At 72.1% G+C, this 24,743-nt stretch carries 18 protein-coding genes; 4 read left to right on the plus strand and 14 right to left on the minus strand.

Translation table 11 applies throughout. The annotated features are described in order from the left end of the window. Positions 1-217: 217 nt before the first annotated feature. From ACWCQ6_RS04290 to hrcA, 6 genes are all read right to left on the minus strand, one after another. A complete protein-coding gene (locus ACWCQ6_RS04290; RefSeq protein WP_451085270.1) occupies positions 218-3,451 on the minus strand; it encodes a S41 family peptidase in 3,234 nt (1,077 codons plus the stop codon). 79 nt (positions 3,452-3,530) lie between these two features. Continuing rightward, positions 3,531-4,013, minus strand: coding sequence for a hypothetical protein (locus tag ACWCQ6_RS04295; protein ID WP_451085272.1), 483 nt, complete (start codon positions 4,011-4,013; stop codon positions 3,531-3,533). Positions 4,014-4,173: 160 nt separating this feature from the next. Beyond that, on the minus strand, positions 4,174-4,920 hold the full coding sequence (locus ACWCQ6_RS04300) for a 16S rRNA (uracil(1498)-N(3))-methyltransferase (protein ID WP_451085274.1): 747 nt from the start codon (positions 4,918-4,920) through the stop codon (positions 4,174-4,176). Then, positions 4,917-5,990 carry a nitronate monooxygenase gene (locus ACWCQ6_RS04305; protein WP_451085276.1) on the minus strand — a complete coding sequence of 358 codons (1,074 nt, stop codon included), beginning with the start codon at positions 5,988-5,990 and terminating at the stop codon, positions 4,917-4,919. Before ACWCQ6_RS04305 ends, ACWCQ6_RS04300 begins: the two co-directional genes overlap by 4 nt. Positions 5,991-6,114: 124 nt before the next feature. Continuing rightward, positions 6,115-7,251 carry a molecular chaperone DnaJ gene (gene dnaJ / locus ACWCQ6_RS04310; protein ID WP_451085278.1) on the minus strand — a complete coding sequence of 379 codons (1,137 nt, stop codon included), beginning with the start codon at positions 7,249-7,251 and terminating at the stop codon, positions 6,115-6,117. Continuing rightward, a complete protein-coding gene (gene hrcA / locus ACWCQ6_RS04315; RefSeq protein ID WP_451085280.1) occupies positions 7,252-8,268 on the minus strand; it encodes a heat-inducible transcriptional repressor HrcA in 1,017 nt (338 codons plus the stop codon). Between the two features lie 199 nt (positions 8,269-8,467). Here hrcA and ACWCQ6_RS04320 point away from each other — a divergent pair, with 199 nt between their 5' ends. Further along, positions 8,468-9,190 carry an MBL fold metallo-hydrolase gene (locus ACWCQ6_RS04320; RefSeq protein WP_451085282.1) on the plus strand — a complete coding sequence of 241 codons (723 nt, stop codon included), beginning with the start codon at positions 8,468-8,470 and terminating at the stop codon, positions 9,188-9,190. Positions 9,191-9,213: 23 nt separating this feature from the next. Beyond that, positions 9,214-10,032 carry a DUF3097 domain-containing protein gene (locus tag ACWCQ6_RS04325; protein ID WP_451085284.1) on the plus strand — a complete coding sequence of 273 codons (819 nt, stop codon included), beginning with the start codon at positions 9,214-9,216 and terminating at the stop codon, positions 10,030-10,032. A gap of 29 nt (positions 10,033-10,061) precedes the next feature. Here ACWCQ6_RS04325 and hemW read toward each other — a convergent pair whose 3' ends face one another. The 4 genes from hemW to lepA all read right to left on the minus strand — a co-directional run bounded on the left by hemW (position 10,062) and on the right by lepA (position 17,594). Beyond that, on the minus strand, positions 10,062-11,303 hold the full coding sequence (gene hemW / locus ACWCQ6_RS04330) for a radical SAM family heme chaperone HemW (RefSeq protein ID WP_451085286.1): 1,242 nt from the start codon (positions 11,301-11,303) through the stop codon (positions 10,062-10,064). Positions 11,304-11,375: 72 nt separating this feature from the next. Further along, complete coding sequence (locus ACWCQ6_RS04335; RefSeq protein WP_451085344.1) at positions 11,376-13,301, minus strand: SpoIIE family protein phosphatase; 1,926 nt, start codon at positions 13,299-13,301, stop codon at positions 11,376-11,378. A gap of 186 nt (positions 13,302-13,487) precedes the next feature. Continuing rightward, complete coding sequence (locus ACWCQ6_RS04340) at positions 13,488-15,377, minus strand: AMP-dependent synthetase/ligase (protein ID WP_451085288.1); 1,890 nt, start codon at positions 15,375-15,377, stop codon at positions 13,488-13,490. A gap of 342 nt (positions 15,378-15,719) precedes the next feature. Further along, complete coding sequence (lepA, locus tag ACWCQ6_RS04345) at positions 15,720-17,594, minus strand: translation elongation factor 4 (protein ID WP_451085290.1); 1,875 nt, start codon at positions 17,592-17,594, stop codon at positions 15,720-15,722. A gap of 216 nt (positions 17,595-17,810) precedes the next feature. Here lepA and rpsT point away from each other — a divergent pair, with 216 nt between their 5' ends. Further along, positions 17,811-18,077, plus strand: coding sequence for a 30S ribosomal protein S20 (gene rpsT / locus ACWCQ6_RS04350; protein ID WP_072483588.1), 267 nt, complete (start codon positions 17,811-17,813; stop codon positions 18,075-18,077). 538 nt (positions 18,078-18,615) lie between these two features. Here the strand turns inward: rpsT and holA are convergent. Continuing rightward, positions 18,616-19,602: a DNA polymerase III subunit delta gene (gene holA / locus ACWCQ6_RS04355; protein ID WP_451085292.1), complete on the minus strand. Its 987-nt coding sequence runs from the start codon at positions 19,600-19,602 to the stop codon at positions 18,616-18,618. 144 nt (positions 19,603-19,746) lie between these two features. Between holA and ACWCQ6_RS04360 the strand changes: the two genes are divergently transcribed. Then, a complete protein-coding gene (locus ACWCQ6_RS04360) occupies positions 19,747-19,992 on the plus strand; it encodes a hypothetical protein (protein WP_329821061.1) in 246 nt (81 codons plus the stop codon). Positions 19,993-20,038: 46 nt separating this feature from the next. On the opposite strand, the gene ACWCQ6_RS04365 is transcribed toward ACWCQ6_RS04360, so the two are convergent. From ACWCQ6_RS04365 to ACWCQ6_RS04375, 3 genes are all read right to left on the minus strand, one after another. Then, positions 20,039-20,920, minus strand: coding sequence for a YceI family protein (locus ACWCQ6_RS04365; RefSeq protein WP_451085346.1), 882 nt, complete (start codon positions 20,918-20,920; stop codon positions 20,039-20,041). 184 nt (positions 20,921-21,104) lie between these two features. Further along, on the minus strand, positions 21,105-23,693 hold the full coding sequence (locus ACWCQ6_RS04370; protein WP_451085295.1) for a ComEC/Rec2 family competence protein: 2,589 nt from the start codon (positions 23,691-23,693) through the stop codon (positions 21,105-21,107). Further along, a complete protein-coding gene (locus tag ACWCQ6_RS04375; RefSeq protein ID WP_451085297.1) occupies positions 23,690-24,421 on the minus strand; it encodes a helix-hairpin-helix domain-containing protein in 732 nt (243 codons plus the stop codon). The genes ACWCQ6_RS04370 and ACWCQ6_RS04375 overlap by 4 nt, the downstream gene beginning before the upstream one ends. Between the last annotated feature and the right edge of the window lie 322 nt (positions 24,422-24,743).

The following is a 24,743-nucleotide window of genomic DNA, read 5'->3' on the forward strand; positions in this document are numbered from 1 at the left end:
CGGGAAGGGGCGACGAGCCCGCCGCACCGGACCCGCACCCCACCCCGCTCCGCCAGGGCCTGCTCGGCGGATCATGGCCGGGGTCACGGCGTCCGGCACGGCGCCTCGCGGCGTTGCCGAAACGTCCGAACAGCTCCGCTATCAGAACGCTCCGGCGCCTTGCGACGCACCGCACCGGACGCCGCGCCCTGTCCGCCCCTGATCCGCCGGACAGGCCCTACGCCTCCGGCAGCTCCGGCGCCCGCTTCGCCGGTGTCCGCGCCAGCGACGCCAGCGCGATCCGGATCGCCTCGTCCAGCTGCGGATCCCGCCCGGCCACATGGTCCTGCGGCGCCATCACGACCTCGACATCGGGATCGACCCCGTGGTTCTCCACGCCCCAGCCGTAACCCTCGAACCAGAACGCGTACTTGGGCTGGGTGACCGCCGTCCCGTCCACCAGCCGGTACCGGCTGTCGATGCCGACCACGCCGCCCCAGGTCCGGGTACCGACCACCGTCCCGATGTTCAGCGCCTTGATCGCAGCGTTCACCACGTCGCCGTCCGAGCCGGAGAACTCGTTGGCCACGGCGACCACCGGCCCGCGCGGGGCGTCCTTCGGGTAGCTGAGGGGCCGCATGCCGCGCGGCAGGTCCCAGCCGACGACGCGGCGGGCGAGCTTCTCCACGATCAGCTGCGAGGTGTGGCCGCCGCGGTTCTCCCGGACGTCCACGACCAGCCCCTCGCGAGCCACTTCGATCCGCAGATCGCGGTGGAGCTGCGCCCAGCCCGAGCCGACCATGTCGGGGACGTGGAGGTAGCCGAGGCGCCCGCCGGAGTGCTCGTGCACATACGCCCGCCGGTCGGCGACCCACGCGTGGTAGCGCAGCGCCTCCTCGTCGGCGAGGGGTACGACGACGACTTGGCGGGGGTCACCGCCGTCCACCGGCGAGACGGTCAGCTCGACCGGCTTGTCCGCCGAGCCCGTGAGCAGCGGTCCGGGCCCGGTCACCGGATCGACCGGGCAGCCGTCGACGGCGAGGATCGTGTCCCCGGCGCGCACCGCCACCCCGGGCGCCGCGAGCGGCGAGCGGGCCTCCGGGTCGGAGGTCTCGGACGGCAGAATCCGGTCGATGCGCCAACCGCCGTCCTCCGCACGGGAGATGTCCGCACCGAGCAGCCCCTGCCGGGCCGATTCGTCGCGCCATCCGCCGGGCGGCATCACATAGGCGTGCGAGGTGCCGAGCTCTCCCTGCACCTCCCACAGCAGGTCCATCAGGTCGTCGTGGGTGGCGATCCGTTCCAGCACCGGACGGTAGCGGTCCAGGACCCCGTCCCAGTCGAGGCCGCCCATGTCGGGTCGCCAGAAGTTGTCCCGCATGATGCGCCCGGCCTCGTCGTACATCTGGCGCCATTCGGCGGCCGGTTCGAGGGTCCGCCGGATGCGGGAGAGGTCGACGGTGACGCCGCCGTCGCTGCCGCCGTCCTCGTCGTCGGCGGAGACGTGGCTGTCGGACGGCACGACGCGCAGCCTGCCCCGGGTGTGCAGGACGACCCGCTTGCCGTCCCCGCTGACCGCGAAGTCCCCGACGCCCGAGGCGAGTTCCTCGCAGCGCAGCTTCTCCAGGTCGTACCGCTCCAGCACGGTCTCGGGCCGCCCCGAGTCGGGCGTGGCGCCGCTCGTACCGAGCACCCCGGTCATCGGGTGGCACAGCCACAGCAGCCCGTCCTTCGCGGCCCGCAGCGTGGAGTAGCTGGCGGCCTCGACGGGCAGCGGCAGGATCCGGTCGGCGAGCCCTTCGAGGTCGATCCGGGTGACGGGCAGCGCGGTCGGGTTGTCCTGGTCGCCCTCGCCTCCGCTCTTCTCCTTCTCGGTCGGGCGGCCGTGGCGCTGCGGCCCGAACGGGGAGGGCGTGGTGGCGGCGAGCGTCAGCAGATGCGGGCGGCAGGCGCCGACGAACGCCAGGTCGAAGACATGCGCGTCGTAGACCGGGTCGAAGGACCGCTCGGAGAGGAACGCGAGGTGCTTGCCGTCGCCGGTGAACGCGGGGGCGAAGTCCCGGAAGCGCAGCGGGGTGGCCTCGGTGACCGAGAGGTCGGCGAGGTGCGCGAGCTTGAGCTGGCTGAGCGGCTCGGGACCGGGGTGGGACCAGGCGAGCCAGGCGGAGTCGGGCGAGAAGACGAGGCCGGAGGCGTCGCCGTGCTCGCTGCGGTCCACCTCGTGGACCTCGCCGCTCTCCCGCTCGACGATCAGGACCCGCCCGTCGTGCGCGGCGACGGCGAACCGGCTGCCGTCGGGGGCCGGGGCGAGGTCGAGGACCCTGCCGATGCGGCCCGCGGCGAGACGGCGCGGTGCGGAGCCGGGGGCGGTGCCGGTGGCGGGTGCGCACTCCAGGGCGTCGTCGCCCTCGGCATCGGTGACCCAGACGACGTGCTGGTCGCCGTCGGCCTGGAAGGTGTGGGGCAGCCTGGCCCGTACGCCCGGTTCCACGGCGAGTGCGCGGGCCGGGCCCCCGTGGTGGGTGACCCAGTGGACGGCGCCGCGCGTCCCGATGGCGCTGCCGCGGCCGGTGCGGTCCGGGGAGGCGGAGTCGAGGTGGCTGCCGGCGTGCACGGAGTGCGGCTGGAGGTCGGTGCGCTGGCCGCCGAGCCGGATGTCGAGGCGGCGGGGGCCGTCGCCCTCCAGGCCGTCCAGCAGCCAGAGTTCGCCGGCCGAGGCATAGGCGACGCGGGTGCCGTCGGTGGTCGCGTGGCGGGCGTAGAAGCCTTCGACGCCGGTGTGGCGGCGCAGGTCGGAGCCGTCCGGGAGCGAGGAGTAGAGCGCGCCGACGCCTTCGTGGTCGGAGAGGAAGGCGATGCGCTCCCCCACCCACATCGGGCACTCGATGTTCCCGTCGAGCTCCGCGTGGATCCGTACGAACTCCGCCGGTCCGTCCGCCGGGGGCTCCTGCTCGATCCACAGCTTGCCTGCCGTGCCGCCCCGGTAGCGCTTCCAGGTGGCGGCCTCGCGCCCCATCGTGACCGAGAGCAGCAGGACCCGGCCGCCGGGCCCGTACGCGAGCGATCCGACCGGCCCGTACGGCAGGGTCCGCGCGGGTCCGCCGTCGACCGGGACGGCCCGGGCCCAGGTGCGCCGGTGAGACGGCTGCCCCTGGGCGCTGATGACCAGCACCTCGCCGCCGGGCGTCCAGCCGTGGACGGCGGTCTGCTCGTCGCCCCAGTAGGTGAGCCGTTCCGAGGGGCCGCCGTCGGCCGGTGCGATGTGCACCTCGGGTGCCCCGTCCCGGGTCGACGTCCAGGCGACCCGGGTTCCGTCGGGTGATATCCGTGGGCCGGTGACGGGCCGGTTGTCGGCACTGACGCGCCAGGCCCGGCCGCCGTCCAGCGGCGCCAGCCAGACATCGTCCTCGGCGGTGAAGGCGATCGAATCGCCCTGGACATGGGGGTATCGGAGGTAGGCAGGCTGTGTCACACCGATCACCCTAGGCCGCGGCCATGCTGTGCGTAACCGGGTTGGCCGGAGTGGACGGGCCGCCGGGCGCCCGCCGGACTCACTTGCCCCGGGGTGCTTCGGTCACCGTCACCGTGACAGTGACCGTCGGCCGGAAGCCGGCGCCGCCGCCGGCCGGCAGCGGGTCCACCACGGCGGTCGAAGGGACGGCGTCGCAGTCGCCGAGCGCATCCGCCCGGAAGACGGACCTCCCGCCCGCCTTCGCGGTCAGGTCGCCGCGCACACACTGTCCGCCGAGTTCCTGGGTGACCTTGCCGGTGAGGGTGATGGCCTCGCCGTTCCCGGTCTTGCCGGTGCAGTCGACATCCGCGGTCCGGCGTGCGGAAGCGGCGGGCGAGGCGGCCCCGAGCACGGTCCCGTCGACTCCGGCGGTGCAGTTCAGCCACCGCACGTCGACCCCGTTGCGCTCCAGTGCGCCGGTGCCGGCCCGATCGGTGGTCACGGCGATGGACGCGGAGTTCAGCCCGCCCGCCGGCTCACAGCCCACAGCACCCGCGACCGCCGCTACCACGAGTGCGGACACGGCCAGAAAGCGCCGTTCTCTTCCCCGGGCCCATGCCCTTGATGTCCCCATACGGGGCAGCTTTCCACCGTTCGCCCGTGAAGCGGTAGACGGCTCGCGGTCGGAACCGCGAGCGGCTCCGGCGCACGCGACGGGGCGCACAGCGGGCTCACGACAGGGTTCACGACCAGCGGCCGGTGCGCCCCAGCAGCAGCGCCGTCGCCGCCGTGCCCGCGGTCGAGGTGCGCAGGACGCTCGCCCCGAGCCGGCAGGTCCGGGCGCCCGCCGCGGTGAAGACCGCCAGCTCGTCCGGCGACACACCGCCCTCGGGACCGACGACGAGCACGATCTGGCCCTGGGCGGGGAGCCGTACGGCGGCCAGCGGCTCGCTGTCGTGCCCCCGGTCCTCGTGCAGCACCGCGGCGAAGTCCGCCGCGGCCAGGAGCGCGGCGACCTGCTTGGTCGTCATCGCGTCGGCCACCTCGGGGAAGCGCACCCGGCGGGACTGCTTCCCCGCCTCCCGGGCGGTGTTGCGCCATTTGGCGAGGGACTTGAGGCCGCGGTCGCCCTTCCACTGCGTGATGCAGCGTGCCGCCTGCCAGGGCACGATCGCGTCGACGCCGGTCTCCGTCATCGTCTCCACGGCGACCTCGCCCCGGTCGCCCTTGGGCAGGGCCTGGACGACGGTGATGCGCGGCCCGGGCACGGGCTCCTCCCGGACCGGGCCCAGGCCGGTGAGGACGAGCCGGTCCTTGCCCTCGGCGGCCCCGACGACGCCTTCCGTCCAGTGGCCGCGCCCGTCGGTGAGCACGACCTCCTCGCCGGCGCGCAGCCGCTTCACCGACACGGCGTGCCGGCCCTCGGGCCCCTCCAGGACGAACTCGGGCCCCTCGGGGACCTGTTCGACGACGAAGACCGGTGCGGTCACTGCGTACTCCCTGTGCTCACTGCCGTCCGTGCGGCGTCCAGTTCTTCGGCGAGCAGCCGGACCAGCCGGCCCGCGGGCAGCTCGCGTGCCATCCGGTGTCCCTGGCCCGCCCACAGCGCCATGCCCTGCGCGTCCCCGGCCTTCGCCGCCGCCGCGCGCAGCCCGGCGGTCAGATAGTGGACCTGCGGATAGGCGGCGGGGGCGTACGGTCCGTGCTCGCGCATGAACCGGTTGACCAGGCCCCGGGCCGGGCGGCCGGAGAACGCCCGGGTCAGTGCGGTCCGTACGAACAGCGGGTTGGTCAGCGCCTGCTTGTGCAGCGGGCTCGCCCCCGACTCGGGGCAGACGAGGAACGCCGTACCGAGCTGCGCCGCCTCCGCGCCCGCGGCGAGCACCGCGGCGATCTGGGAGCCGCGCATCAGCCCGCCCGTGGCGACGATCGGTATCTGCACGGTCTCGCGGACCTGGGACACCAGCGAGAGCAGCCCGATCCCGGTGCCGTCGGTCTGCGGGTCGTCCCGGTGGGTGGACTGGTGGCCGCCCGCCTCGACGCCCTGGACGCAGACCGCGTCGGCGCCCGCCCACTGGGCGGCTTGGGCCTCCTCGGGCGTGGTGACCGTCACGACGGTGTACGTGCCGACGCCGGCGAACGCGTCGAGGGTGTCGCGGGTCGGACAGCCGAAGGTGAACGAGACGGCCGGGACCGGGTCCTCCAGGAGGACGGCGAGTTTGGCGTCGTAGTTGTCGTCGCCGCCGGAGTCCGTGTCGCCGAGCGGGGTCTCGTACCAGGCGGCCTCGCCCACGAGCTGGTGCCGGTACACCTCCACGGCGCTCGGGTCGGCGAGCGCCGGCTGCGGCATGAAGAGATTGACGCCGAAGGGTCGGCCGGTCAGCCCTCGCAACTGTTTGATCTCGTTGTACATACCGTCGGCCGTCTTGTACCCGGCGGCGAGAAAACCGAGCCCGCCCGCCTCGGAGACGGCTGCGGCGAGCTGCGGACCGGACGTGCCGCCCGCCATCGGGGCCTGCACGATCGGATACCGGCAGAGATCGGTCAACGCGGATGACATGACGGCATCGTGTCACGTCCGGCGCGGCGCGGGACGCGCAGGACGGGGTCCGCTTTGTGCTCGAACGCCGGACGGGCCCGTCGAGCGGGTCCGTCCGGCGTCCGGAGAGGGTGCGGCAGACCGGTCAGCGGCCGTTGAAGGCGTCCTTCAACCGGGAGAACAGCCCCTGCTGGCCGGGCTGGAACTGGCCGGTGGGCCGCTCCTCGTTGCGCATCTTCGCCAGGTCCCGCAGCAGTCGCTCCTGCTCCGGGTCCAGCTTCGTCGGGGTCATCACCTCGACGTGCACGATGAGATCGCCGCGCCCGCCGCCGCGCAGATGTGTGATGCCGCGTCCGTGCAGCGGGACCGACTGGCCGGACTGGGTGCCCGGCCGGATGTCGACCTCCTCCAGGCCGTCGAGCGTCTCCAGCGGCACCTTGGTACCGAGCGCGCCCGCCGTCATGGGGATGGTGACCGTGCAGTGCAGATCGTCGCCGCGGCGCTGGAACACCGAGTGCGAGAGCTCGTGGATCTCCACGTACAGATCGCCGGCCGGGCCGCCGCCGGGGCCGACCTCGCCCTCGCCCGCGAGCTGGATGCGGGTGCCGTTGTCGACACCGGCGGGGATCTTCACGGTGAGCGTGCGCCGCGACCGGATGCGGCCGTCGCCGGCGCACTCCGGGCACGGGGTCGGCACGACCGTGCCGAAGCCCTGGCACTGCGGGCAGGGCCGCGAGGTCATGACCTGGCCGAGGAAGGACCGGGTGACCTGGGAGACCTCGCCGCGGCCGCGGCACATGTCACAGGTCTGGGCGGAGGTACCGGGGGCGGCGCCCTCGCCGCTGCACGTCGTGCAGACGACGGCCGTGTCGACCTGGATGTCCTTGGTGGTGCCGAACGCGGCCTCGGCCAGATCGATCTCCAGCCGGATCATCGCGTCCTGGCCGCGCCGGGTGCGTGAGCGGGGACCGCGCTGCGACGACGTACCGAAGAACGCGTCCATGATGTCGGAGAAGTTGCCGAAGCCGCCCTGTCCGAATCCGCCCGCGCCACCGCCGCCGGAGGCGGACAGCGGATCGCCGCCGAGGTCGTAGACCTGCTTCTTCTGCGGGTCCGACAGCACCTCGTAGGCGGCGTTGATCTCCTTGAACCGCTCCTGGGTCTTCGGATCAGGGTTCACATCCGGGTGCAGCTCGCGGGCGAGCCGACGGAATGCCTTCTTGATCTCGTCCTGGGATGCGTCGCGGCGCACGCCGAGTACGGCGTAGTAGTCGGTGGCCACTTACGACTCCGCCAGGATCTGTCCGACGTAACGTGCCACTGCGCGTACCGCTCCCATCGTTCCGGGGTAGTCCATGCGGGTCGGTCCGACCACGCCGAGTTTGGCGACTGCCTCGTCGCCCGAACCGTAGCCGACCGCGACGACGGACGTGGAGTTGAGCCCTTCATGGGCGTTCTCGTGCCCGATACGTACGGTCATGCCCGAGTCCTTGGCCTCGCCGAGCAGCTTCAGCAGCACGACCTGCTCCTCCAGTGCCTCAAGCACCGGCCGGATCATCACAGGGAAGTCGTGCCCGAAGCGGGTGAGGTTGGAGGTGCCGCCGATCATCAGCCGCTCCTCCGTCTCCTCGACGAGGGTTTCGAGCAGAGTGGAGAGCACCGTGGAAACGGTTCCCCGGTCCTCGCTCTCGAAGGATTCCGGCAGATCCTGCACCAGCTGCGGGACGTCCGCGAAGCGGCGTCCGACGACCCGGCTGTTGAGCCGGGCCCTCAGATCGGCGAGAGAGGTCTCGCCGAAGGGGGCGGGGCAGTCGATCATGCGCTGTTCGACCCGGCCGGTGTCCGTGATGAGCACGAGCATCAGCCGGGCGGGTGCCAGGGACAGCAACTCCACGTGCCGCACCGTCGACCGGGTCAGCGAGGGGTACTGCACGATGGCGACCTGCCGGGTCAGCTGCGCGAGCAGCCGTACGGTGCGGCCCACGACGTCGTCGAGGTCGACCGCGCCGTCGAGGAAGTTGTGGATGGCACGGCGCTCCGGCGACGAGAGGGGCTTGACCCCCGCGAGCTTGTCGACGAAGAGCCGGTAGCCCTTGTCCGTCGGGATGCGTCCGGCACTGGTGTGGGGCTGGGCGATGAAGCCCTCGTCCTCCAGCACCGCCATGTCGTTGCGGACGGTCGCCGGGGAGACCCCCAGCTTGTGTCGTTCGGTGAGCGCCTTGGAGCCGACGGGCTCCTCCGTGCCGACATAGTCCTGGACGATGGCGCGGAGCACTTCGAGTCTGCGTTCGCTGAGCATCGCGCACACCTCCAGCTGCGTTTCCTCGGTGGTTCTCGGGACGTTCCTGTTTCTCTGCCCAGGAATCGGCCTGGCACTCTGTCAACGCGAGTGCCAGCAATCCCCCGGCCAGTGTACGGCGGCCGAGTGGGGACCTAGCAAGGGCGACCGGCCACGCTACCGCGAGACCGCGCAGGTCCTTTGCCGATAGCGTCCCGGTATGGATGCCTCTTGGGAAGAGTTCGGGTGGGAGCGACTCGGTCACGGAGTGGGCCGACGGCGTCTTCCCGGATGGGACGCGACGGTCGCGCTGGTGGCCGGGACGGACGGAGTGCTGCTCTACGACACCGGATCGACGCTCCGCGAGGGTGCCGAGGTACACGCCCAGGCCCAGGCTCTGCTGGGCCGGAGGGTGACGCATATCGCACTCAGCCACGCTCATTTCGACCATGTTCTGGGCACCGCCGCATTCCCCGGCGCCGAGGTGTACGGGGCGGTCGGCCTGGCGGAGCTGCTGGAGCGGGGGGCGGCGGATCTGCGTACCTCGGCGGTGCGCCAGGGGGTCGGCGAGCACGACGCGGCGGAGGCCGTCGACGCGCTGGTGGTCCCGCAGCACCAGGTGTGCGGCGAGCGGACGCTCGACCTGGGCGGCGGGCGCGAGGTGCTGCTGGCCGACGTGGGCCCCGCGCACAGTGGCCACGACCTGGTGGCGGTGGTCCCCGGCTCCCCCGCGATCGTGCTCTGCGGCGACCTGGTCGAGGAGTCCGGCGAACCGCAGGCGGGCCGGGACGCGGTCCCCGCCCGCTGGCCGGTCGCGCTGGACCGGGTACTGGCGCTGGGCGGCGAGGAGGCGGTGTACGTACCGGGGCACGGGGCGGTGGTGGACGCGGCGTTCGTACGGAACCAGCGCGAACAACTCGCCGTGCGCTTCGGCGTGTCGTGACCCTCAGGGCCTATCGTCGTCCGATGCGCAGCTACCAGCCGGACCTGACCCCGCCGTGGAAGAGGTCCGCCCCCGTTCCCGAGGTCCCCGCCGAAGCCGATCTGGTCGTGGAGGAGGTCTCCACCGGGTTCTGCGGTGCGGTGATCCGCTGCGAGAAGACGGCCCAGGGTCCGACGGTGACCCTGGAGGACCGCTTCGGCAAACACCGGGTCTTCCCGATGGAGCCGCGCGGCTTCCTGCTGGAGGGGCGGGTGGTCACCCTCGTCCGTCCCTCGGCCGCCGCTCCGGCGCGCCCCGCGCGTACGGCCTCGGGTTCGATCGCGGTCCCCGGGGCGCGCGCCCGGGTCGCACGGGCGGGCCGGATCTATGTGGAGGGCCGGCACGACGCGGAGCTGGTCGAGCGGGTCTGGGGCGACGACCTGCGGATCGAGGGCGTGGTCGTCGAGTATCTGGAGGGCATCGACGACCTCCCGGCCATCGTGCGCGAGTTCTCCCCCGGCCCCGACGCCAGGCTGGGCGTCCTGGTCGACCATCTGGTCCCCGGCTCCAAGGAGTCCCGGATCGCGGCCCAGGTGTCGGACGCGAACGTGCTGGTGGTGGGCCACCCCTACATCGACGTGTGGGCGGCGGTGAAGCCGTCCTCCGTGGGCATCACGGCCTGGCCGGCGGTACCGCGCGGCCAGGACTGGAAGACGGGCGTGTGCCGCGCGCTGGGCTGGCCGGAGAACACCGGCGCGGCCTGGCAGCGCATCCTGTCCACGGTCCGCTCGTACCACGACCTGGAACCGTCACTGCTGGGTTCGGTGGAACACCTGATCGACTTCGTGACAGCGCCGGAGTAGCGCCCCTCCGGCGCGGCCCCGCCCCGCTCTCAGTCCACCAGATCCCGCACCACGGCATCCGCCAGCAACCGCCCCCGCAACGTCAGCACCGCCCGCCCCTGCTCGAACGGCCCGCGCTCCAGCAGCCCGTCCGCCAGGGCGCGGCGGGACGCGGCCAGCCCGGCCGGGGCGAGCAGCGACAGCGGGCAGCCGTCGGCGAGCCGGAGCTCCAGCAGAATCCGCTCGACCCGCCGGTCCTCCGAGGAGAGGATCTCGCGCCCCGCGCCCGGCGACCGCCCCTCGGCCAGCGCCTGCGCGTACGCCCCCGGATGCTTCACATTCCACCAGCGCACCCCGCCGACATGGCTGTGCGCCCCGGGCCCGGCGCCCCACCAGTCGGCCCCGCGCCAGTACAGCTCGTTGTGCAGGCACCGGCCCTCGGGTGTGCGGGCCCAGTTCGACACCTCGTACCAGGAGAAGCCCGCCGCGGCCATCGCTTCGTCGGCGATCAGATAGCGGTCGGCGTGGACGTCGTCGTCCGTCATCGGGACCTCGCCGCGGCGGATCCGCCGCGCCAGCTGCGTCCCCTCCTCGACGATCAGCGCGTACGCCGAGACATGGTCCGGCCCCGCGCCGATCGCCGCGTCCAGCGAAGCCCGCCAGTCGTCGTCCGACTCCCCGGGCGTGCCGTAGATCAGGTCGAGGTTGACGTGCTCGAAGCCCGCCTCCCGGGCCTCGGCGACACACGCCTCGGGCCGCCCCGGCGTATGCGTACGGTCGAGGATCTTCAGCACGTGCTGCCGGGCGCTCTGCATCCCGAACGAGATCCGGTTGAAGCCGCCCTCCCGCAGCTCGGCGAGGTATGCCGGGCCGACGGACTCCGGGTTGGCCTCGGTGGTGATCTCGGCGTCGTCCGCGAGGCCGAACTCCTCACGGATCGCCCCCAGCATCCGGACCAGGTCCGCGGCCGCCAGCAGGGTCGGCGTGCCGCCGCCGACGAAGACCGTGCGGACCGGGCGCGAATCGTCGCCGAGGATCTTGCGGGCCTGGCGGACCTCGCCGATCAGATGCTCGGCGTAGTTGTCCCGGGAGGCCAGCGCGCCGCCGGAACCGCGCAGCTCGGTGGCGGTGTAGGTGTTGAAGTCGCAGTAGCCGCAGCGGGTCGCGCAGTACGGCACGTGCAGGTAGAAGCCGAGCGGCCGGCCGGCTGCGCCTTCCAGGGCGTGGCGGGGCAGCGCCCCGTCGTCGGGTACGGGTTCACCATCGGGCAGTACGGAAGGCATACCGCCCATTGTCGCTCGCCGCCGGGGAACCCCCGGCCACGTCCGTGATCACGGAGGCCGCCCGTACCCCGACGCGTCTCCTCACCCGGCCTGGAGCACCAGCAGCGCCAGATCGTCGTCGGGCGGCCGCTCGGCGAATTCGTGCACCGCCCGCTTGATCCGGTCCGCGATCCCGTCCGCCGACAGCCCGGTGCAGCCGGCCAGCGCACGGGCCAGCCCGTCGCCGTCGTCGAACATCAGCGGTCCGGAGCGCCGCTCCGTCACCCCGTCCGTGACGCACAGCAGGCTGTCGCCGGGCGCCAGCTCGAAGATCTGGCTCTCGTACGCGACGTCGTCGAAGATCCCGAGCAGCATCTGCGGCTCGGCGGCCGGGCGTACCTCACCGTCGGGCCGCAGCAGCAGCGGCAGCGGGTGGCCGGCGCTGGCCAGGGTGCAGCGCACGCCGCCGCCGGGCAGCGGTACGAGCTCTCCGTACAGCAGGGACAGGAAGCGGGACTGCCCGGTGTCCGCGGTCTGCTGGCCACCGGCCGCGGCCACCATGAGCGCGGCCGCCTCGGCGGCCTCCATCGCGTCGTCGAGGAGCAACCGGTTGAGCCGGTCCAGGACCTCGCCGACGCCGAAGCCCTCGCGGGCCAGCAGCCGCAGCCAGGGCCGGGCGAGGCCGGTGACGACGGCGGCCTCGGGGCCGCTGCCCTGCACGTCGCCGAGGACGAAGCACCAGCGGTCGCCGGGGCACGGGAAGATGTCGTAGAAGTCACCGCCGACGACGCCGTCGTCGCTGGGCTCGTACACCAGCGAGCTGGTGACTCCCGGTATGTCGGCGACCTTGCCGGGCAGCAGGGCGCGCTGCAGGATGCGGCTGATGGTGGCCTGCCGGGTGTAGGCGCGGGCGGCGCCGACGGCGAGGCCGACCCGGCGTACGAAGTCCTCGATGAGCGCGGTCACTTCGTCGGGGACGCGGGCGAGGCCCTCCCGGCCGAGGAGTACGGCGCCGAGGGTCCGGCCGCCCGAGGTGATCCGGTAGGCGAGAGCGGACGCGGCACGCTCCTCGGTCTCCCCGCCCTCCTCCTCGCCGCCGGGCCACGGCATGGAGACGGGCCCGGTGCCGACCCGCTCGGGGAGCCGGATCGGGTCCTGCTCCAGCAGGGTGCGCAGCTGACCGGTCTCGGCCTCGTCCCGGTGCCAGATGCTGGCGAGCCGGGGGACGGCCGAGGGTCCGCCGTTCTCGGGCTCCAGCCAGATCGCGCACCAGTCGGCGAGCCTGGGTACCAGTAACTGCCCGGAGAGCGCGGCGACGATGTCCTCGTCGAGCTGGCCGGCGAGCAGGTCCGATGCCTCGGCGAGGAACGAGAGCGCGCCGCGGCCGGCCCAGTCCGCGTCGTCGCGCAGCGCGCGGCGGGCGGTGGGGGCGAGCAGCTCGGCGGCGCGCAGGCCCTGCTGGAACCCGGGCTCGGCCGCGGGTTCCGGGAAGGGGTTCCAGTCGTCCACGGGGAGCCGTGCCCAGACGGTCTTGAGGCCGGTGCGGTAGGTGATGCCCCAGCGTTCGGCGAGGGTGCCGACGAGCTGGAGCCCGCGACCGTACTCGGCGGGCTCTTCGGGACCGACGAGGCCGGTGCCCTCCGCCACATCGGCCGCGCTCCCGGACTCCGGGCGGTCGCTGCGCACGGCGCGGGCCGGATGGTGGTCCGAGACCTCCAGCACCAGGGCCGCGACCTCGTCCTCGGTGGCTTCCTCCAGCCGGGCGAGCAGCTCCACGTTGGTCCCGGCGTGCACGACCGCGTTGGTGACCAGCTCGCTGACGACGACTTCCGCGTCCTCGGCCACGCGCTCGCTGAAGCCCACGGCCGCCGGCAGCCCGAGCCCGGTCCACTCGCCGAGCGCGGCCCGCAGGAACCGGCGGGCCGCGGAGGGTGCGAGGAGGTTTCCGGGCAGTGACGTATGGGCGGCCGGCTGCGCATCCGCACGGCCTGCGGGAATACCGGGACGCTGAACGATGTCCCGCTGCAAGGGAATGGGCCCCACGGTGCAGCTCCTGACCTGTTCTCGCTCTGTCTGTTCTCGTTGCTGTCTGTCTGTTCTCGTTGGGCGGCGCTGACGACACCGACAGAGTGACAGATGGACCATGCCCATAAGCAACGAGTTGCCGAAGTGCGCGGAGAAAATGAGCGGGGAGGAGCACCGTGGGGACAGCCCTCAGGCTTCGCGGGCCCCTGCGTACATCTCGTCGATGAGGCCCTTGTACTCGCGCTCGACGACCGGCCGCTTCAGCTTGAGGCTGGGCGTCAGCTCGCCGTGCTCGATGTCGAGATCGCGGGGCAGCAGCCGGAACTTCTTGATGGTCTGCCAGCGCTGCAGCCCCTCGTTGAGCCGCTTCACATAGCCCTCGATGAGCCGGACGGCCTGCGGTGAGGCCACCACCTCGGCGTACGGCTTCCCGCCCAGGCCGTTCTCGGCGGCCCAGCCGAGGATGGTCGGCTCGTCGAGGGCGATCAGGGCGGTGCAGAAGTTACGGTCCGCGCCGTGCACCAGGATGTTGGAGACGAACGGGCAGACCGCCTTGAACTGTCCCTCGACCTCCGCCGGGGCGATGTACTTGCCGCCGGACGTCTTGATCAGGTCCTTCTTGCGGTCGGTGATCCGGAGGTAGCCGTCCACGGACAGCTCGCCGATGTCGCCGGTGTGGAACCAGCCGTCCGACTCCAGCACCTCTGCGGTCTTCTCCGGCTGTCCGTGGTAACCCTGCATCAGACCGGGGCCGCGCAGCAGGATCTCGCCGTCGTCCGCGATCCGCACCTCGGTGCCGGGGAGCGGCTTGCCGACGGTGCCGGTGCGGTAGGCCTCGCCCGGGTTGACGAAGGATGCGGCGCTGGACTCGGTGAGGCCGTAGCCCTCCAGAATGTGGATTCCGGCGCCGGAGAAGAAGAGGCCGATGTCGGGGGCGAGCGCGGCGGAGCCGGAGACACAGGCGCGCAGCCGACCGCCGAAGGCCTCACGGATCTTGGCGAAGACGAGGGTGTCGGCGACCTTGTGCTTGGCGGCGAGCGCGAACGGGACGGAGGCCGTGCCGGTGCGCCGGAAATTGTCCTGCGAGACCGTCGCGTACTCGCGGGCGACCCCGGCCGCCCACTGGAAGATCTTGTACTTGGCCCCGCCGCCGGCCCGCGCCTTGGCGGCGACGCCGTTGTAGACCTTCTCGAAGATCCGGGGCACGGCGGCCATGTACGTCGGCTGGACCACCGGCAGATTCTCGATGATCTTGTCGACCCGGCCGTCGACGGCGGTGACGTGGCCGACCTCGATCTGGCCGGAGGTGAGGACCTTGCCGAAGACGTGCGCGAGCGGCAGCCAGAGGTACTGGACGTCGTCGGAGGTGATGAGGCCGGTCGCCACGGTGGCCTTGGCCATGTACGACCAGTTGTCGTGCGGCAGGCGCACTCCCTTGGGGCGGCCGGTGGTGCCCGAGGTGTAGATCAGGGTGGCCAGCTGGTCGGCCGTGATGGCGTCGACCCGCTCCTTGATGGCCTCGGGGTGCTGCGCCAGGTACTCGGCGCCGCGGGCCTCCAGATCGGCGAGGGTGAGCACCCAGCCCTCCGGGTCGCCCTCGGCGGGTCCGGCGCCCTCGGGGTCGATGACGACGACATGGGCGAGGTCCGGCAGCTCGGCCCGGCGCTCGCGGGCCTTCGCCAGCTGGGCGGCGTCCTCGGCGATCAGCACCCGGCTCTCGGAGTCGGAGAGGATGAACGCCGACTCCTCCGCGTTGGTCGACGGGTAGATCGTGGTGGTGGCGGCACCCGCGCACAGCACGCCGAGGTCGACGAGGATCCATTCCACCCGCGTACTGGCGGCGAGCGCGACCCGTTCCTCCGGCCGCACGCCCAGACCGATGAGCCCTGCCGCGACGGCGTAGACCCGCTCGGCGGCCTGCGCCCAGCTCAGCGACTTCCACTCATCGGGTCCCTCGCCGGTGGCCGAGGGGACGGGGTAGCGGTAGGCCTCCCCGTCCGGGGTGGCCGCCACGCGGTCGATGAAGAGGTTCGCCACGGAGGGCGGTCGGTTCTCGATCAAGGTCTGTGTGTCGCTCACGACGTCCTCCGGGCCTGCGGCAGTGCTTCACGACCGGCTGCTGATTGCTGCTTGTTCCTGTTGTTCCTGCGGGTGTCTGCGTGCTTGATCCTGCGGCGCCAATCCTGCGGGCTTGTTCCGCGCGGGGCTTGTTTAACTGGCGAGTAACCACGAAGCCGTGATCAGGGTAGAGCGCCCGCGTCCACCGCGTAAGAGGCAACGGGCCGCCGCTTCATAACAAACGGGCCCCTGTGTCGCGAAGTACTGCGACACAGGGGCCCGTTCGGACTGCCACCGGGCAGCGGACGGAGCCGGAGCCCGGGTCACGGCCGCGGCCGGGGCGGGGGCCGCAGCCGGGGCGGGCTACTTCTTGCCCTTGCCGTCCCCGCCCGACTCGTCCGTGGACAGCACGGCGATGAAGGCCTCCTGCGGCACCTCCACGTTGCCGACCATCTTCATCCGCTTCTTGCCTTCCTTCTGCTTCTCCAGCAGCTTCCGCTTACGGGAGATGTCACCGCCGTAGCACTTGGCGAGGACGTCCTTGCGGATGGCGCGGACGGTCTCACGGGCGATGACCCGGGAACCGATGGCGGCCTGGATCGGCACCTCGAAGTTCTGCCGCGGGATCAGCTCGCGCAGCTTGGCGACGAGCCGGACGCCGTACGCGTACGCCTTGTCCTTGTGAGTGACCGCGGAGAAGGCGTCGACCTTGTCGCCGTGGAGCAGGATGTCGACCTTGACGAGCTGGGCGGTCTGCTCGCCGGTGGGCTCGTAGTCGAGCGAGGCGTACCCCCGTGTCTTGGACTTCAGCTGGTCGAAGAAGTCGAAGACGATCTCGGCGAGCGGCAGTGTGTAGCGGATCTCGACCCGGTCCTCGGAGAGGTAGTCCATGCCGATCAGGGTGCCGCGCCGGTTCTGGCAGAGCTCCATGATCGCGCCGATGAACTCGCTGGGGGCCAGGACCGTGGCGCGCACGACGGGCTCGTGCACCTTGTCGATCTTGCCCTCGGGGAATTCGCTCGGGTTGGTGACGGTGTGCTCGGTGCCGTCCTCCATGTCGACGCGGTAGACGACGTTGGGGGCGGTGGCGATGAGTTCGAGGCCGAACTCGCGCTCCAGCCGCTCCCGGATCACGTCGAGGTGGAGCAGTCCGAGGAAGCCGACGCGGAAGCCGAAGCCGAGGGCCGCGGAGGTCTCCGGCTCGTACACCAGGGCGGCGTCGTTGAGCTGCAGCTTGTCCAGCGCCTCGCGCAGGTCCGGGTAGTCCGATCCGTCCAGCGGGTACAGGCCCGAGAACACCATCGGCTTGGGGTCCTTGTAGCCGCCCAGCGCCTCGGTCGCACCCTTGCTCAGGGAGGTGATGGTGTCACCGACCTTGGACTGCCGGACGTCCTTCACACCGGTGATGATGTAGCCGACCTCGCCCACGCCGAGGCCGTCGGCCGGGGTCATCTCCGGGGAGGAGACCCCGATCTCCAGCAGCTCGTGGGTGGCGCCGGTGGACATCATTCTGATGCGCTCGCGCTTGTTGAGCTGACCGTCGACGACACGGACGTACGTGACGACGCCGCGGTAGGAGTCGTAGACCGAGTCGAAGATCATCGCGCGGGCCGGGGCGTCCGCCTGGCCGATCGGGGCCGGAACGTCCCTGACCACCCGGTCGAGCAGTGCGTCCACGCCGATGCCGGTCTTCGCGGAGACCTTGAGCACGTCCTCCGGCTGGCAGCCGATGAGGTTGGCCAGTTCCTCGGAGAACTTCTCGGGCTGCGCGGCCGGCAGGTCGATCTTGTTGAGCACCGGGACGATGGTGAGGTCGTTCTCCATCGCCAGGTAGAGGTTGGCCAGCGTCTGGGCCTCGATGCCCTGCGCGGCGTCGACCAGCAGGATCGTGCCCTCGCAGGCGGCGAGCGAACGGGAGACCTCGTAGGTGAAGTCCACGTGGCCCGGGGTGTCGATCATGTTGAGGACATGGGTGCGGCCCTGGCCCTCGCCCGTGTCGGGCGTCCAGGGCAGACGCACCGCCTGGGACTTGATGGTGATGCCGCGCTCGCGCTCGATGTCCATACGGTCGAGGTACTGAGCGCGCATCTGCCGCTGGTCGACCACGCCGGTCAGCTGGAGCATCCGGTCGGCAAGGGTCGACTTGCCGTGGTCGATGTGCGCGATGATGCAGAAGTTGCGGATCAGCGCCGGGTCGGTACGGCTCGGCTCGGGCACGTTGGTAGGAGTCGCGGGCACGCAGGGTCCTGATTCTTGAGACGCCGAACGCCGTGTCTCGGGTCGATGTCGGTTCGGTCGGATCGATACGTAGCCTCCATGGTCCCATGGTTGCGGGGCGGAGACCGGTTTGGGCCGGTCGGAGCGGGACTGGTACCGTTGACAGCTGTGTCTCGCGACTCTCTTGGGCCGTGGGGCGCACATCGAAGATCCAACGAACCTGAAAAGGCTCTTTTCGTGGCGAACATCAAGTCCCAGATCAAGCGGAACAAGACGAACGAGAAGGCGCGCCTGCGCAACAAGGCCGTCAAGTCCTCGCTCAAGACCGCTATCCGCAAGGCCCGTGAGGCTGCCGCCGCCGGTGACGTCGAGAAGGCCACCTCGGCCGCTCGCGACGCCTCCCGCGCGCTCGACAAGGCCGTCTCGAAGGGTGTCATCCACAAGAACGCCGCCGCCAACAAGAAGTCGGCGCTGGCCTCCAAGGTTGCCTCCCTCCAGGGCTGAGCATTCCGATGTGATCGCCGGGACGGACTCAGCGGGCCCTCTCTCCCACTCCTGACCGGCACCCCGCGCCGCACACCGAACCTGCGTTCGCCACGCGGGTGCGGCGCACCAAGCGTGAACCGAGGCCCCGGCCCCGCTCTCCCCAGAGCGAGGACCGGGGCCTTCGGCATACGTCCCCTGCGGGCGAAGGCACCTCACGCGTGTTCCCTGCGCAGCCCTCGGCGCACATGCGCCCCAGCGGACGGGGGCCACCGCGCACCTGCTCCTTGCGCAGCCCTCGGCACACATACCCCTACGGGTGTTCGGCGCACGTGCCCCTGCGAGCGGCCCCGGCCCCCGGCGGCGGTTGGCCTAGTGCCGCAGCAGCCAATGTTCACCCGTCAAGGAGCGGCGTCCGGTGCGTGCTGTCGGCATGCCGGACGGAAGCCCTCGTACTGGACGTACTCGGGCTTTCGTCCGGTGTGGCGAGAGAGCGTGCCTAGCGTCGCTGCGGGGCGAACGTTGCCTGCCGCGTCCCCAACCTCACAGGGCAATACAACTAGCGCCCCGACCGTGCCGACCGCGCGACCGCGACCACAGCCTTCTCCAGGGCGTACTCCGGGTCGTCCCCACCGCCCTTGACCCCCGCGTCGGCCTCCGCGACCGCCCGCAGGGCCAGGGCCACCCCGTCCGGCGTCCAGCCGCGCATCTGCTGCCGGACCCGGTCGATCTTCCACGGCGGCATACCCAGCTCACGGGCGAGGTCGGCGGGGCGCCCGCCACGGGCCGAGGACAGCTTGCCGATCGCCCGTACACCCTGCGCCAGCGCACTGGTGATCAGCACCGGCGCCACTCCCGTCGACAGCGACCAGCGCAGCGCCTCCAGCGCCTCCGCCGCCCGCCCCTCCACCGCGCGGTCGGCGACCGTGAAGCTCGACGCCTCGGCGCGGCCCGTGTAGTAACGGGCGACGACCGCCTCGTCGATGGTGCCCTCCACATCCGCGACGAGCTGCGAGACCGCGCTCGCCAGCTCCCGGAGATCGCTGCCGATGGAGTCGACCAGCGCCTGGCACGCCTCGGGCGTCGCCGAACGCCCCAGCGCCCGGAACTCCGACCGCACGAACGACAGTCGCTCGGCCGGCTTGGTCGTCTTCGGGCAGGCGACCTCCCGCGCCCCCGCCTTGCGCGCCGCGTCCAGCAGGCCCTTGCCCTTGGCGCCGCCCGCATGCAACAGCACGAGGGTGATCTCCTCGACCGGATCGCCGAGATACGCCTTGACGTCCTTGACCGTGTCGGCGGAGAGGTCCTGCGCACCGCGCACGATCACCACCTTGCGCTCGGCGAAGAGCGAGGGGCTCGTCAGCTCGGCGAGGGTGCCGGGCTGGAGCTGGTCGGAGGTGAGATCGCGGACATCGGTGTCGGGGTCGGCGGCACGTGCCGCCGCCACCACCTGTTGCACGGCGCGGTCGAGGAGCAGGTCCTCCTGGCCCACGGCGAGCGTGAGGGGGGCGAGCGGGTCGTCGGCGGAATTCCTTCTGGTGGCCATCGCCGTCCAGCATCCCATGCACCACTGACAGCCGCCGGACTCCCTCCCCCCGCCCGCCCGGCCCCCGCTCCCCTCTGCTCGCCCCTGCTGGAGAGCTCGCCGCCACCGGGCCGTGCGGCGTACCCGGTACGGGAGAATGGGCAGGTGAGCGATGTGAGACATGTGCTGGTGCTGCCCGACCGCGATGCCGCGGAGGAGGTGGCCGGAGAGCTCGGTGACCGCTTCGGGGTGACCGAGGAGCCCCAGCTCGTACGCGATGCGCTGGCCGGTGAGGACGATGCCGAGGACGCCCAGTGGCTGGTGGTCGTGGAGGACCCGTCGGGGCGGCTGGACTCCTCGGCGCTCGACGCCTTCGCAGCGGAGTACGAGGGGTGGCTCGAAGCACCGTAGGGAGCGCCCGGCGAGGGGCGCCGACCGCCCGGGGTGCGCGGGGGGCTCAGCTCTTGGGAACGATCTGGATGTCCATGTCGATGGAGATGCTGGAGCCGATGGCCGCGATGCCGCGGGCCAGCATGGTCTGCCAGGTCAGGGTGAAGTCCTCGCGGTGCAGTTCCGTGGTGGCCCGGCAGGCGGCGCGGGTCTCGCCCTCCAGACCGTTGCCGAGGCCGAGGTACTGGGTGTCGAGCGTGACCGTGCGGCTGACGCCGTGCAGGGTGAGCGCACCGGTGACGCCCCAGCGCGTGCCGCCCCGGTGGACGAAGCGGTCGCTGTAGAACTCCATCGTCGGATAGCGCCCGACGTCGAGGAAGTCGCTGGAGCGCAGGTGGTCGTCCCGCATCTGGACGTTGGTGTCGATCGACGCGGCGTCGATGATCACGTGCATGGCCGAGTCCTCCATGCGGTCGGCGATCCGCACCGCACCCGCGAAGGTGTTGAACCGGCCGTGAATGCGCGCGAGTCCGATGTGCCGGGCCGTGAAGCCGATCTGCGAGTGCGTCGGCTCGACCTCCCACTCACCCGGAGCAGGCAGTTGCGGGGGCACGGACAGCTGAAGGGTCACATCGCCGAGGCCGGCGTGACCACCCTCGACGACAGTGGCCGAGCCGTGGAACGGAGTGAAGCCCTCGGCCGTGACAGCCAACCGGTACTCACCGGCCGGGACGGTGGCGAGCACATTGCCGAACGGGTCCGTCTCACCGCCGAACACCTTGCGGCCCGCACCGTCCGTGACCGCGAACTCGGCGGGCACGACCTCGTTGACGGGATCGAGCACGCGGCAACTGAGCAGTCCGGCAGTACGCGGCATTTCGAGTCCGGCAAGTGCATCGCCCTGCGCGGTCCCCGCCGCTCGCCTGCCATTCAGCCAACGACCGAACATCATCCACCTTCCCCGGGGACGGTTCCTTGGGGCCCGGCGGCTGGACGTCTCCGTCGGAGCAGCGGCCCACCGACGAGCATGCATTCGATCACCAATGTGGCGTTCGAGGCAAACAGAGCGGCTCGCAATGGCTTGGACGGAGGTGTTACCGAAGGTCCGAATTGATCGCTCTCGGGTGGGGTGATCACGACCGGCTCACCGCCCGCAGCCCCGGCACAGCACCCGGCCCGCCACCCGTCACGGCGATCGCACCGTCGGTGTCCGTGCGCAGCACCACGGCGCCGCCCGCTCTGAGCGCCTCGACGGTACGCGCGGCCGGGTGACCGTACGGGTTGTCCCTGCCCACGCTCACCAGAGCGAACCGCGGGTGCGCGCTGCGCAGCAGGGCGGGGTCCTGGTACGCGGAGCCGTGATGGGCGACCTTGAGCACGTCCACCCGCGGCAGTGCGGGATACCTGTGCAACAGCCCCTGCTGAGCCGGTGGCTCGAGGTCTCCCAGAAGCAGCAGGGTCAACCCGCCGGACCGGACGTACAGCGTGACACTGGCATCGTTCGGCTCCAGCGGTACGGGCCCGGCGCCCCGGTCCGCCGCTGCGCCGCCGGCCCCCGCGTTCGCCGGCCAGAGAACCCTCCAGTCGAGCGCCCCGATCCGGCGGCGCTCCCCCGGCACGGCCCGAACCAGCGGCACATGAGCCCCGCCCGCCGTCCTCCGTACGAACGCGACCTGGTCCGGCGGTTCGTCCAGGCTCGTCGTCTCGATCGCCCCCACCGCCCTGCCCCGCAACACGCCGGGCAGACCTCGCACATGGTCTGCGTGGAAGTGTGTGAGAACCAGGAACGGCACCTCCGTGATGCCGAGCTCGTGAAGACACCGGTCGACGAGAGAAGGCTCGGGCCCGGCGTCGACGACCACCCCCGCCCCCTCCCCCGCAGCCAGCACCAGGGCGTCCCCCTGCCCCACGTCGCACATCGCGAACGCCCAGCCGGGCGGCGGCCACCCGGTCAGCACCCGGGTGAGCGGCACCGGGCGCAGCACCGCGAGGACCAGCAGCAGCGCGGCGGCCGAACAGACCCAGGGATGGCGCACGATCCGACGGGCGAAGATCACCACCAGAGCGGTCAGCACGGCGAGCAGCACCGCCCCCTTCCCGCCGTCGGGCCAGTCGATCTCCGCTCCGGGCAGGGCCGCCCCGGTGCGGGCCACCGTGGCGATCCACCCGGTCGGCCATCCCGCGATCCGGGCGATCAGCTCCGCCACCGGCATGGCCACCGGCGCCAGGGCGAGCGTGGCGAACCCGAGGACGGTGGCCGGTGCCACCGCGAGCTCGGCCAGCAGATTGCACGGGACCGCCACCAGACTGACCCGGGAGGCAAGCAGCACGACGACCGGCGCACACACCGCCTGCGCGGCGGCCGCCGCGGCCAGCGCCTCGGCGAGCCGGGGCGGAACTCCTCGCCGTTGCAATGCGTCGCTCCACTTCGGGGCGATGGTCAGCAGGGCGCCGGTGGCGAGCACGGAGAGGACGAATCCGTAACTGCGCGCCATCCACGGGTCGTAGAGCACCAGTAGCAGCACGGCGGCGGCCAGCGCGGGAATCAGCGATCTACGCCGCCCCGTGCCGATGGCGAGCAGGGTGATCAGCCCGCAGGCGGCTGCCCGCAGGACGCTCGGCTCGGGTCGGCAGACGACGACGAAGGCAAGGGTGAGCCCGCCGCCGAGTAGCGCCGTCAACCGCAGCGGGATCCCCAACCGGGGTGCGATTCCCCGGCGTTCGGCGCGCAGCGCCGTGCCCGGTGGTCCGATGAGGAGGACGAGCAGGATCGCCAGGTTGGCACCGGAGACCGCCATCAGGTGGGTGAGGTCGGCAGCCTTGAACGCCTCGTGCAGCTCGGGGGTGACCCGTGAGGTGTCGCCGACCACCAGGCCCGGCAGAAGTGCCCGCGCATCGGGTTCGAGCCGCTCGGTCGCCTGCCGCAGACCACCGCGCAACGCGCCTGCCGTGCGCTGGAGGAAGGAAGGGGGCCCGATGATGCGAGGCGGACCCTTGTCCTCGGGGCGCAGTACTGCGGCGCTGCGCTCCCCGTTGTGCAGCGGCGGCGCCAGCCGGCCGCCGACGCGCAGATGTGTGGAGGGGAGCAACTGCCGCCACCGCCCCGTCGGGCCGCCGGGCGAGACGATCAGCAGCACGGGCGTACTCAGCCTGGTGACCGCGCCGTCGGGGCCGGTCAGCCGTGTGATCTCGGCATCCACGAGGAGGGATGCGGGCGTGCTGCGGTCGCCGTGCACCCGGGGCCGGGTCTGCCGGGCGTCGGACGTCACGGTCACCTCCGCCTCGACCCTCGCGAACCGCTGGGCCAGCGCGTGGACCGGGCCCTCTCGTACGTCCGCGCTGTGCAACCCGGCCGATGCGGCCCCCGCCGCCGCGCAGAGCAGGGCCGCGGCGGTGGCGGTCGCCGTGGCCCGGGGCCGCCGCCGACCGCGTGTCCCAGCCTCGCCCCTTGCCCTTCCCTCGCCCTCCCCTTCGCCCTCGGCCGCCCTGCGCAGTGCCCGGGTTGCCGAGGCTCCCGACATGGCCAGGAGCATCATGGCCGACCCCACGCAGAGCATCACGCCCGTGGTGGTCCACCGCCCCGGCACGCTCAGTGCCAACGCGGCTCCGGCCCAGGCAGCCATGGCCGGCGGGACCAGGCGCAGATCGAGCGGACCCTCCTGCCGCGGATCGGAGGCGCCGAGCCGACGGCCCGACGCCGCGTGGACGTCCCGGCCGCTCATGGCCCCACCAGCGGCCGGAGGTCGGCGAACCGTCGGTCACCGATCCCGTTGACCTCACGCAGCTCGTCGACGGACCGGAAACCTCCGTGCTGGGTGCGGTAGTCGACGATGTGCTGGGCGAGGACCGGGCCGACCCCGGGCAGCGTGTCCAGTTGTTCGACGGTCGCGGTGTTGAGGCCGACCGGGCCGGCCGGGGCGCTCCCGCCGCCGCCCGACGCGGCTCCGACCGGTCCGCCGACGGCTGCGGGGCCGGGTGGGGCGCCCACCACGATCTGCTCTCCGTCCATGAGCACCCGTGCCCGGTTGAGTCCGGTGAGATCGACTCCGTCCCGGGCTCCGCCCGCCGCGCGCAACGCATCGGCGACCCGTGCTCCGGAGGGCAGTTGACGGATGCCGGGCCTTCGCACCTTTCCGCTCACGTCGACGACGACGTGTCCGCCAGTCCCTGTCACGGGCGGTGGTCCCGGTGACGGCTCCGGCGCTTCGACAGCGTCCGGTGACGCCGGGGGCGATGTCCGGGCGTGCGCGGTCTCGTCCACCGGATCGGGCGCGTGCACGGAGTGCGGGCGCGCGGACCAGAAGTGCATCGCGGCAAGGACTCCGGCCGCGACCAGGACAACGGCCAGCGCGGCAAGGGTCTTTGGCTCCAGACCGCATCTGAGCTGCAACCAGACCGGAATGCGTTCCCGCAGCGCGGGAACCAGCCGCTCCCGCCACCGCCCCGACACGCCCGAAGCCTGACTCGGGCTCGGGCTCGGGCTCAGTGCTTGAGCCGAGGCCGAAGACGAGGGCGGCGCCGGGACCGGAGCCCGGGCGGGAGCCGGAGCCGGGGCCACCCCCAGCACGGGCCTCGCGACCCGTCCGCCGTACGCACCTGTCATGAGGGCGTCCGCCCGTCGGCGCGCAGCCGCGGCCACGGCGTCCGCCTGCCCGCGCGACAACGACCGTCGCCGACCGGGGCCACTGCGAATACGCACGTCCGAGGCCGGGACGCGCCCGGGGCCGCTGCCGCTGGTTGCACGAGGTGATCGGGAAGTCATGCCTCACGAC

It is taken from the genome of Streptomyces sp. NPDC001880 (genome assembly GCF_053594575.1).

Coding starts and splice junctions, on each gene's coding strand:
- ACWCQ6_RS04305 (WP_451085276.1), bottom strand. CDS start 5,990: ATGTCATCCGCGTTGACCGATCTCTGCCGGTATCCGATCGTGCAGGCC.
- hrcA (WP_451085280.1), bottom strand. CDS start 8,268: ATGCTCAGCGAACGCAGACTCGAAGTGCTCCGCGCCATCGTCCAGGAC.
- ACWCQ6_RS04320 (WP_451085282.1), top strand. CDS start 8,468: ATGGATGCCTCTTGGGAAGAGTTCGGGTGGGAGCGACTCGGTCACGGA.
- ACWCQ6_RS04325 (WP_451085284.1), top strand. CDS start 9,214: ATGCGCAGCTACCAGCCGGACCTGACCCCGCCGTGGAAGAGGTCCGCC.
- hemW (WP_451085286.1), bottom strand. CDS start 11,303: ATGGGCGGTATGCCTTCCGTACTGCCCGATGGTGAACCCGTACCCGAC.
- holA (WP_451085292.1), bottom strand. CDS start 19,602: ATGGCCACCAGAAGGAATTCCGCCGACGACCCGCTCGCCCCCCTCACG.
- ACWCQ6_RS04365 (WP_451085346.1), bottom strand. CDS start 20,920: ATGTTCGGTCGTTGGCTGAATGGCAGGCGAGCGGCGGGGACCGCGCAG.
- ACWCQ6_RS04370 (WP_451085295.1), bottom strand. CDS start 23,693: ATGAGCGGCCGGGACGTCCACGCGGCGTCGGGCCGTCGGCTCGGCGCC.